The organism is Sphingobacterium siyangense, assembly GCF_007830445.1.
Classification (GTDB): domain Bacteria; phylum Bacteroidota; class Bacteroidia; order Sphingobacteriales; family Sphingobacteriaceae; genus Sphingobacterium; species Sphingobacterium siyangense.
Window position 1 is genome coordinate 138300 of record NZ_VLKR01000015.1, and the last position, 8839, is coordinate 147138.

Annotated in this window: 6 protein-coding genes; 4 read left to right on the plus strand and 2 right to left on the minus strand. The window is 37.1% G+C overall.

Going from position 1 to position 8839, the window contains the following annotated elements; all coding sequences use genetic code 11:
• Nucleotides 1–2 precede the first annotated feature (2 nt).
• Nucleotides 3–2039 (plus strand): DUF1998 domain-containing protein, encoded by a 2037-nt coding sequence (gene drmB / locus IQ31_RS14780; RefSeq protein ID WP_145328494.1) that lies wholly within the window; start codon nucleotides 3–5, stop codon nucleotides 2037–2039.
• Between the two features lie 26 nt (nucleotides 2040–2065).
• A complete protein-coding gene (locus IQ31_RS14785) occupies nucleotides 2066–3112 on the plus strand; it encodes a hypothetical protein (protein WP_145328496.1) in 1047 nt (348 codons plus the stop codon).
• A gap of 500 nt (nucleotides 3113–3612) precedes the next feature.
• Here IQ31_RS14785 and IQ31_RS14790 read toward each other — a convergent pair whose 3' ends face one another.
• Nucleotides 3613–4236 (minus strand): hypothetical protein, encoded by a 624-nt coding sequence (locus IQ31_RS14790; protein ID WP_145328498.1) that lies wholly within the window; start codon nucleotides 4234–4236, stop codon nucleotides 3613–3615.
• Between the two features lie 229 nt (nucleotides 4237–4465).
• On the minus strand, nucleotides 4466–5005 hold the full coding sequence (locus tag IQ31_RS14795; protein ID WP_145328500.1) for a hypothetical protein: 540 nt from the start codon (nucleotides 5003–5005) through the stop codon (nucleotides 4466–4468).
• 443 nt (nucleotides 5006–5448) lie between these two features.
• On the opposite strand from IQ31_RS14795, the gene IQ31_RS14800 reads away from it, so the two are divergent.
• Together IQ31_RS14800 and IQ31_RS14805 are read left to right on the plus strand one after the other, a co-directional pair.
• Nucleotides 5449–8382: a hypothetical protein gene (locus IQ31_RS14800; protein ID WP_120336166.1), complete on the plus strand. Its 2934-nt coding sequence runs from the start codon at nucleotides 5449–5451 to the stop codon at nucleotides 8380–8382.
• A gap of 178 nt (nucleotides 8383–8560) precedes the next feature.
• The coding region (locus IQ31_RS14805) for a transposase (RefSeq protein ID WP_208734276.1) at nucleotides 8561–8839 on the plus strand (279 nt) is incomplete at its 3' end.

Sequence of the window (8839 nt, forward strand, 5' to 3'; positions counted from 1 at the left end):
AGATGGCAAAGAAAGAATCACTCAATAGACACGCCAATGAAGCTGTCAGTAAGTATAAACTATTATCTGCTTACGGTGGGCCTGGTTCGCTCATACACACAGGTTACGGCAGTATCATCATCTCCTGTATCGAAGAATGGGGGTTCCTCAGCAAAATTAATGAGTTCTATCAGCAATCGTTACAGCTTAATGAAGAGCCAAACAAGTATGTTAAGAAACACGCTGGGCTCGCAGGCATATCTATTTCTCATGACGAACGATTGCTAAGAGAATTAAAAGAAACCAAAGGTACAGAGAACCTATTGTTTCTCACCCTGGTGCCCAGCATCGAAGTTGATGACCGATATCGTACCATCGAAGATGGACGTACTCATTTAGCTGTGAATAGCCAATTCTTTCCGAGAGTATTCTTTGATCGGCGAAATCATCTAAAAACCTATCATGAATGGTATAAACTTTGGGGCACAGAACATGACAAGTTCTTTCCTCCAAAGTACCGACAATCTTTTCAACGTAACGATAACCTCGTTGAAGGATCAATACTACTTAAACAGGACAATGTTGTTCTTTTGTGCAAAAATGGCCACATCAGCGATTTTCCATGGTCAAACTTCTTGCGCTGGCGCACGACATTGCCACATGACCTCAGCAATCCTGTCGACCTTTATAACATGCCAGGATGTTGCGACCGCCCGGACATCCATATCGGCGAGACAGCCGCCAACGCTACCGGATTTGATGGCAAATGGATAAAATGCAACACGCCTGGCTGCGAATGCAGTAGAGGTGTTTCACTCAAGGGCTTCATGAGCGTCAAGATTGTTTGTCCGGGTCATAAACCTTGGGAATCAGAAACCGGTGCTCCGGCCAACTATTATGGCAAAACAGAGGTAAGGAGAACCCATCCTCGTGCCGACACATGCCGGCGTGAGGATACCCGAATCGCATTGACCACAGGTAATAATCTTTATTTCTCTCGAACCTTGACCAGTATCTTCATGCCGCCAGAACTGTTCACCGATGCACGTGAACTACAGATACGTGATTTGGATATCGAACTTCAGCACGCAATCAATAGCAAGCAGTTCGGGGTTTGCGAAAATATTCAAAAACAGATCGAAGCATTACGGGACAATCTGAGCACAGATATTCAGGTAGCTGACGATGATCACCGAGACGTCAGGTTCCGTCATCAGGAATATGCTGCACTAGCTAATAAATCGGTAGAACTGATAAATATTTCACGTAAAGATCTCTTGGTGAACGATGTCACCGACAATCTCAATGAGCTGTTCAGCCCCTATTTTCATCGGATACTGAGGGTAGATCGCCTGAAAATCACGTCAGCTCAACTCGATTTTTCCAGAGTCGAGCCTTACGAAGGAAGTGACTCTGATATCATGAACCGTAACATTTTTCGATCCCGGCCAGAAGAAGTACTCGCCTATCCTGTCGTAGAGAACTTCGGGGAAGGGATATTCATCGCTTTTCGCCCAGAAATGATCGAAACATGGAATACTGACTTAGATAGATTTGGGCGCCTGTTTAGACGAAGACGTAACCGCTTTGCAGCTGGCGCGACTGCATTTGGCGAAGCTGGGAACTGGCAGCTTTATATGGTCCACACCTTCTCTCATTTGATCATGCGCGAATTAGAGTTCCGTTGCGGTTATCCTACTGCTTCACTATCCGAACGTTTGTTCGTTTCGAACGATGAGGAGACCAAAATGTATGGCTGTTTAATCTATACAGCTGAAGGTGCGGAAGGCAGTATGGGTGGATTAATTTCTCAAACCCGTGAAGCGAACCTAAACAGCCTGTTTCGTAGCGCCTTGCTCCGCGCAACTATCTGTAACAGTGATCCGCTTTGCTGGAAATCAGAAGGCCAAGGTCTATTCGAGCTGAACTTAGCCTCTTGTTTCGCTTGCGGGCTAGTCAGTGAAACTTCTTGTGAACATCGGAATATTTACCTTGACAGACAAGTACTCATTGATCCCGAAAACGGTTTTTTTAAAGACCTAATGCCCGATTTGAAATGAGCTTTATCCAATATAACAAGAATTTTTTGAAATTTGAGTTTCATATCCCATTGCGTGGACTCATTGGTCTTGAAAGGGAAATGAAATATGTTCATGGGATCAGACCAGAGGCTCGTCATCGTATTCGACTATACTATGAGAGTGTCAAAGACGATATTCCAAATAAGATCGCTTTTTATAATGAGCTCTTAGAAATATTCGGTTCTGTAGAGAAACAATTCCTTCTATACAGTATCTATTTCGAGCCGGATTTAGAGATAATCAATTCTAAATTAGAAGTGTCAAATCTTCAATACTTAGAACTTGATAATACGAGCCTCTATAATTATTTTCAAACCAACGCGTCCTCAACCGTAAAGGGGTTTCTAAGACAATATTTTACAGAGGCGCTTGATCTTTCACCCAACGAATGGGAGGAAGAAAACGGTACACGAAATCCGGTCACTAATAAATTAATTGTTTGGATGAAAGATAAAATTACTCAAGATTCGGAGGCTAGCAAGCTTAGAAATTTTGTCTTAAATTATACTAAACTTTGGAATATTTATTTCTGTACCCCTTTTGATTTTACTAAGGCCCTTATTTTATTACACAAATTTCAGGACATGTATGGTAAACTTGATCCTCAATATCTTAAGATCGACCTCAAAACTTTACTGATTGATTTGAATAAATTCATCGACGGACTTTTACCGGACGTATACAATTCTCCATTAACAGATGTTTCCCAACCTTCGGAAATCTTGAAAATAATCTCAAACGACAGTCATTCTCATGCACAATCGTATTTAAAAAAGATGAGTGAATTTCAAGAAACATTAACGACAAATTCGTTCTTCTTTCAAGATTTAGGAAGCCTTTATTGGTCGGACTTACTTTTTCAAGCATCGACAACGCCACCAACTGTTCAGAAGGTTTATTTAAATGAGATAAAAAGAAGACACATTATAAATGATTTACCTAATTTCAATGAAATAGACGCATTTATGGAAAAACTATCTAAGATCGAAACACCTCTTAACAAAGAGATCTTAGATAGTATTGCGAGGTCCAATTATCTCTTCTTTTTATGAACAATCACAGATTGTGTTCCTATCCTTCCTACATGTCTAGTCTGAAAAAACTTCACTCTTTAACCATAAAATTAAAAGTCCTGATCACATGATGACGATGTAATGGAAACTGACGTCTATAAGTACTATAGCACGATGCCCAAAGATCAAATCCGAGAAGAAATAAAATCACTCGAACAGGTAATCTATCAGGATTGCTTCGAAAACTTTTATCATCTTATTTTGGAAGGGAAAATCGAATTGGTAAGCAGCCATCTCAAAAAGATATATGTAGGATATCTCACAATTAAGACCGTACCGCCACTGGATACGAAAAGCAAAAAGCACCTTAGTAAACTAAGGTGCTAACTAGTTGTCTTATATTTTAACCGAAATAATAAAGTTATAAATAATCTTTATAAAAATGAATAGCTCAATAGCATATGTTTACATCAAAATAAATTACAATTCCTCTTTATGAGGAAGACCAATTTAATACTCATAATTTACTTCAATTATAATTATCTACCTGCACTCATTTTCTTCACCAGATCCCTTACGAGATAGCCAACTTTATAAACAAAGGTTTGCTCTCGCCATCGCTGACTGCTAAACAAACGATGGTGATCAAAACCCAGTACATGCATGTACTCATGTCCATAATGGCCTGCCAATGCTGCCACATCATCTATGGAAGCCCAATAATCCAATGCCGAAGGACAAATAGCCATAAACCCATCTCCGGCTCCGTCAATACCAAGTGTCTGATTACCAAAAATGGACGGCTTTTCACAATTATCTTTCCACTTAGCATCCCTTCCATTTACTTCAAGCGTTCTTACCCACAGGTCTACTATTCCATCAGTTGCAGCGCTATCTTTGGGCACCTTTTTTTCCTTCGCCTGCATAATAATATTATATAGTTGTTCTGAAGTATATCCTTGGTTCTTTTCCGATTCCATCGCTATTATACTATCTTTAAATTCATCAGAATTAAGAACTTGTTCCAACGCAACAAATGCTTTTTTAGCAAAATCCTGATGCTTTCCATATCCAACAACAGAATGGGCCTTAACAGTTATCTTTTGGCTCAGACACACCTGTGTCCAACATAAAAGTACAAAGGCAAAAACAATTTTTTTCATAATGAAGACATTTAAATAATGAACAAAAATTATAGCTCAAAATAATTATTCGTCATTGATCAACCTTACTTAAGTTTTCCCCAACAGTAGGTACAAAATTTGGTTCGTGACACGCCATTCCTGGTATAGCAAACTTTTTAAACGCTATCCAGATACAAAATCAAATTTTTATTTCATAGAAAAAAAACTCGATCAACGGTTTCTTTATGATGGTTATTGGTAAATGTTACTATTTGAATTTGTTAGTAAGCTCGGCCTGACCACCACTAAAGCTAAAATAGGTGAACAACAGAATGGATGCTGCACGTTTTGCCTTTGTATTTGCAGGAGTAAGGTACATTTCAACTTCACTATTTTTCAGTAAACCATTTTCACCCCAGGATAGATCCTTACCGGAACCGTTTACAATCGTTCCATCTTCTTTAATTATAGTCAACACTTTTCCATTTGCATCCTTAAACTGATCACCTGACATTTTTGCAAGCACTTTTCCCTTGTTATCTTTGAGCTGCCCATTTGTTGACAATACACCAACTTCCTTACCCAAAATGGAGAAATGTCCATCCCGGCTCATTTTTAGCGCATCCTTAACAGTAGCATCGCCTATAGCTATTTCTTCTAAAACTATTGTATTAATAATGGTATCCGTAGGCACCGCAACTTGTTCTTTGGGTTGTTCCGCTGAAGTTTTAACTTCTGTATTATTATTACAGGAGAAAAGGCAGGATACCACTGCCGCAGCTAGTAATGGAATAAAAATTCTTTTCATAATTTGAGATTTGGCTAATGCTTACTCTGACAGTTTTCAGCTACCCTGTTTTATTTCTAACTAATATACAAACTATCAAAGAGTTATTTAAATTTTCCTAATAACAAATATGTATGGGAACACTAATTATCCTTTAATAATCGTTTTGTACCACTCTTTAATTCTCGTTTCTTTGAGCTGACTGACTACTAGTTCAACAGACATTACGATATCAAGCTCCACATTGAGTTTTCCATATTCTATAACCTGGTAATCCTGCAATGCTGTTTCTGCATAATCAATTGCCGGTTAACCCTAAAAAATAGAAGAAATCGACCAATTTTAATTGTTGCGTCCTTCGGACTATTTTTTTTCACTTATAGTATATTTTTCACAACATTTACTATATTAGTACAAGCCAATTGACTGAAAGCCAAACAAGTCATTAAATAAAATATTGAGTTATGAAAAGACCTTACCTAATTATCCTGACACTTGTGCTATTTAGCAACTATATCATGATAGCGAATGGACAGCAATCAAAAAAACAACGTCCTAAACCATCAATAGATAATCCCATAAATGTTGATACGAGTGAGTTTAAAAACAACATCACAGCTCCTTATAACCTGTTTTACCTAAGTAAATATCTCGACAACCCTACTCTGAATTCAACTGAAACTGAAATGATATATGGGAGTCTAGTGAATCTAGTTGGAAAAGATAAGCTAGATGCCGTTGGAAAAGACTCTCCGTATAGTACAATTGCCAATTTTAAAAAGAAAGCAATAAATGTTAAAGCTTTATTCATAACAAAATTGTTAAATGAAAATAAAGGAAATAAAGCTCCCGGCAGTTTAAAAACATTAGCTGAATTGCTGGAAGACTATAATAGAAAAAATGATGAAATTGCTGCTATAAATGAAGGTATTGGTGTGTTAAACATCAGAAAAAGAGACGTTGATAACGCAATCACTGTTTTAAAGAATCCTACACAAACTACTGTTAATCAAGACTCAATTATAAAAAAATATCAGGATCTACTTGATACACCTAGGTTATCTATCAGTTCAATCGATCAATTAAATACAGCGTTAGACCTACAAAAAAAATCACTGGATAACAGTTTAAAAAAAGAAATTGCGAAATTGGATACAAGCGGTATATTGATAAAATGTGCGAAGAAATTATCAGAAGATATCGACAAAGAAACAAAGCATTTGGCAGATAGCTTGTTAAAAAATGGAATCTTTTCAATGGATATTAAAAGCTATTTCAATGAACAACATCCGGCCCAGAAAGAATCATTTCAGATAAATCTAACTACAGTAGCTCAGAATGCTCAACAGGGATTGAATTATACGGGGTTAAGTATTCCCTCTCAATCTCAAATGATAGATGCTATGGCAATGTTTTTGGCAAAAAGAGCAAAACAGGAAGCCGCTATTTGGTTTATGGATCAATTGCGCAAAAGAGTAAATAATCCCTTGATATATGATGTTTTTCCAGCTACAATTCAGTTATTAGATGGACTCTCTGATTACAGGACAGCTAATTTTGGTACCTCTTGGCGATACGCTATCTCGAAGGATTTTGTAGAAATGCCACGAAATGTTTCCAAAAGCAGCTGGACAAGACAGTTTTTAACGCCACAAAATGCAGCAAACCTGGAAATAGCTGTCGAACTTGGATATAATATTGATGGGTTAATCAAAGCAAGATACAATTATAGAGATATCATTCGTCAACTATATCTTAATCCCTCTTACAGTCCTGATCCGAATATATCAACAAATATTGCAGGGGGAATAAATCAATATTCCCACAACATCATTGCGTTACTATATATAGTGACAAATGAATTATTTACCATCAAAGATAAAAACACCTATAGGCTCCTGGGATATGAAGAATTAAAAACATTGGATAAAAAGCAATGGGACATCTTAATTGAACTGCTCAGATTGAAATACGGCGAAGTATTTGAAAATTTGCCAGGCACCAAAAAGGATATGATTGATAAGAAAGACAAAATCATTGCTTGGTTAAGTCCAATTTTATTATCTTTAGGTCAATTCGACAAGATCAATCAGGAACAGCAGGCTTTGATCGAAAAGAATAAATCGGACCAGATAAACCATTCATTTTCCAATACATGGAACATACTTGCACAAGTGATTTCTAATTTTGAAAATTACCCTCTCCTAAACAATAACGATAATAACGATCAATATTTGAAAAACATCAAAAACGTGTTTGATATTGTAGAAAACATTCAGGAGAAAAATTTCGTTGCCGCTACACAGAATACTTTGGCGTTGGTAGATTCATATTACAAAGCCGGTGTTTCTCAAAATCTTGTAGCTATAGAAAAGTTAAAAAATTTCTCATCAAAAAAACATCCTGACAAAGAGTATGAATTAAAATACGACGCTAATAAAACACCATTTACGATTAAGTTTAATAATAAGGAAACGATAATAGAGAAAGAAGATTTGGAATATATTAAGTATCTGGGTACAAATCTACAGCGTCTTGATGAAAACGATCGATCAGGTTTCATCACAACAAGTAAAAAAACTATTCAAGGAAGGAAGGTGTTATCAGGACTAGAAGAGATAGCAGCCGTATTACCCCGTGATAGCTCGAATAATAGAGATTTGATATACCTAATTAACCGTATAGCTCTTTACAAAATCGTATCAGAAACCAATAACCCAAGTGAACAAGCTGCAGCAATAAGTTTGTTTTCTGGCTCAATTTCCAAAATGGACAAGCTTGTTTCAGTTTTACCAAAGTTATCAGAAATGTCGTACGCTGATCAACTGGTTAAACTGTCAGGATTTTTTGGAGACGTTATCTCTTCCTCTTCATCAGCCGAACTAGCAAATGTAATCGAGTCGCATGCACTACCTCCGACCTCTTATAAATTAAAAAGGAAAATGTCTTCATCTGTTGATTTAAATGCTTATGTAGGAGCATTTGCAGGAAGAATTATTCCAATTGGTAATTCGTCATTAAATTGTAAATGGACAGGTGGTATAACGGCCCCAATAGGTGTTACCATAAGACCTGCAGGTACATTCTTCAAGTATTTCAATTTCAACGTGCAATTGCTGGAATTAGGAAACCTCGTAAACCACTATCTAATTACGCCAGACTCAGCCTACAATAGGGACGTCCATTTTAGCGAAGTCTTTAGTCCCGGAGCTAATATTCTATATAATATTAAAAATACTCCTATTGTCGCATTCATTGGAGGAAAACTGCTTCCATTAAAAGCATACTACGACGAAGGACTTAAGAAAAGAATTAACGATAAGGCTTTCGACGCTGCGATATTTAGCATCGGATTGAAAATTGATATCCCGCTCGTCAATCTATATTCTGGGGAGTGATCTTCTTATAGTAAATAACAAAATACCCACAAAATCCAAGATTATATGGCGTATTTATATTAGGATCAAAAAATAAATTTAAGTAAATTAAAAAGATAAATAACTTAATTATGAACACATCACAGAGGGTGTAAATTAAACTGTGTCAAATAAAGAATATTTATATTAGACACAGCAAATGGAAAAAGAGGAATTTGACTTTGAACGCTTCAAAGAGGAAGCAATGAGAGGCCTTTACGAAGGCAAGAAAATGGGCGGTACCGACGGAGTTTTCGCTCCGATGTTGAAACACCTTCTGGAAAGTATGCTTGAAGGTGAGCTGGATCATCATCTACAGGAAAGTAAAGCTTCCGGGGAGATTAATCGTAAAAACGGGAAGACAAAAAAGACGGTACGGAGCCTTCAGGCCGGACATTTTGAACTGGAGAGCGGTCGTGACCGAAACGGTACTTTCGAG

Coding starts and splice junctions, on each gene's coding strand:
- drmB (WP_145328494.1), top strand. CDS start 3: ATGGCAAAGAAAGAATCACTCAATAGACACGCCAATGAAGCTGTCAGT.
- IQ31_RS14790 (WP_145328498.1), bottom strand. CDS start 4,236: ATGAAAAAAATTGTTTTTGCCTTTGTACTTTTATGTTGGACACAGGTG.
- IQ31_RS14795 (WP_145328500.1), bottom strand. CDS start 5,005: ATGAAAAGAATTTTTATTCCATTACTAGCTGCGGCAGTGGTATCCTGC.
- IQ31_RS14800 (WP_120336166.1), top strand. CDS start 5,449: ATGAAAAGACCTTACCTAATTATCCTGACACTTGTGCTATTTAGCAAC.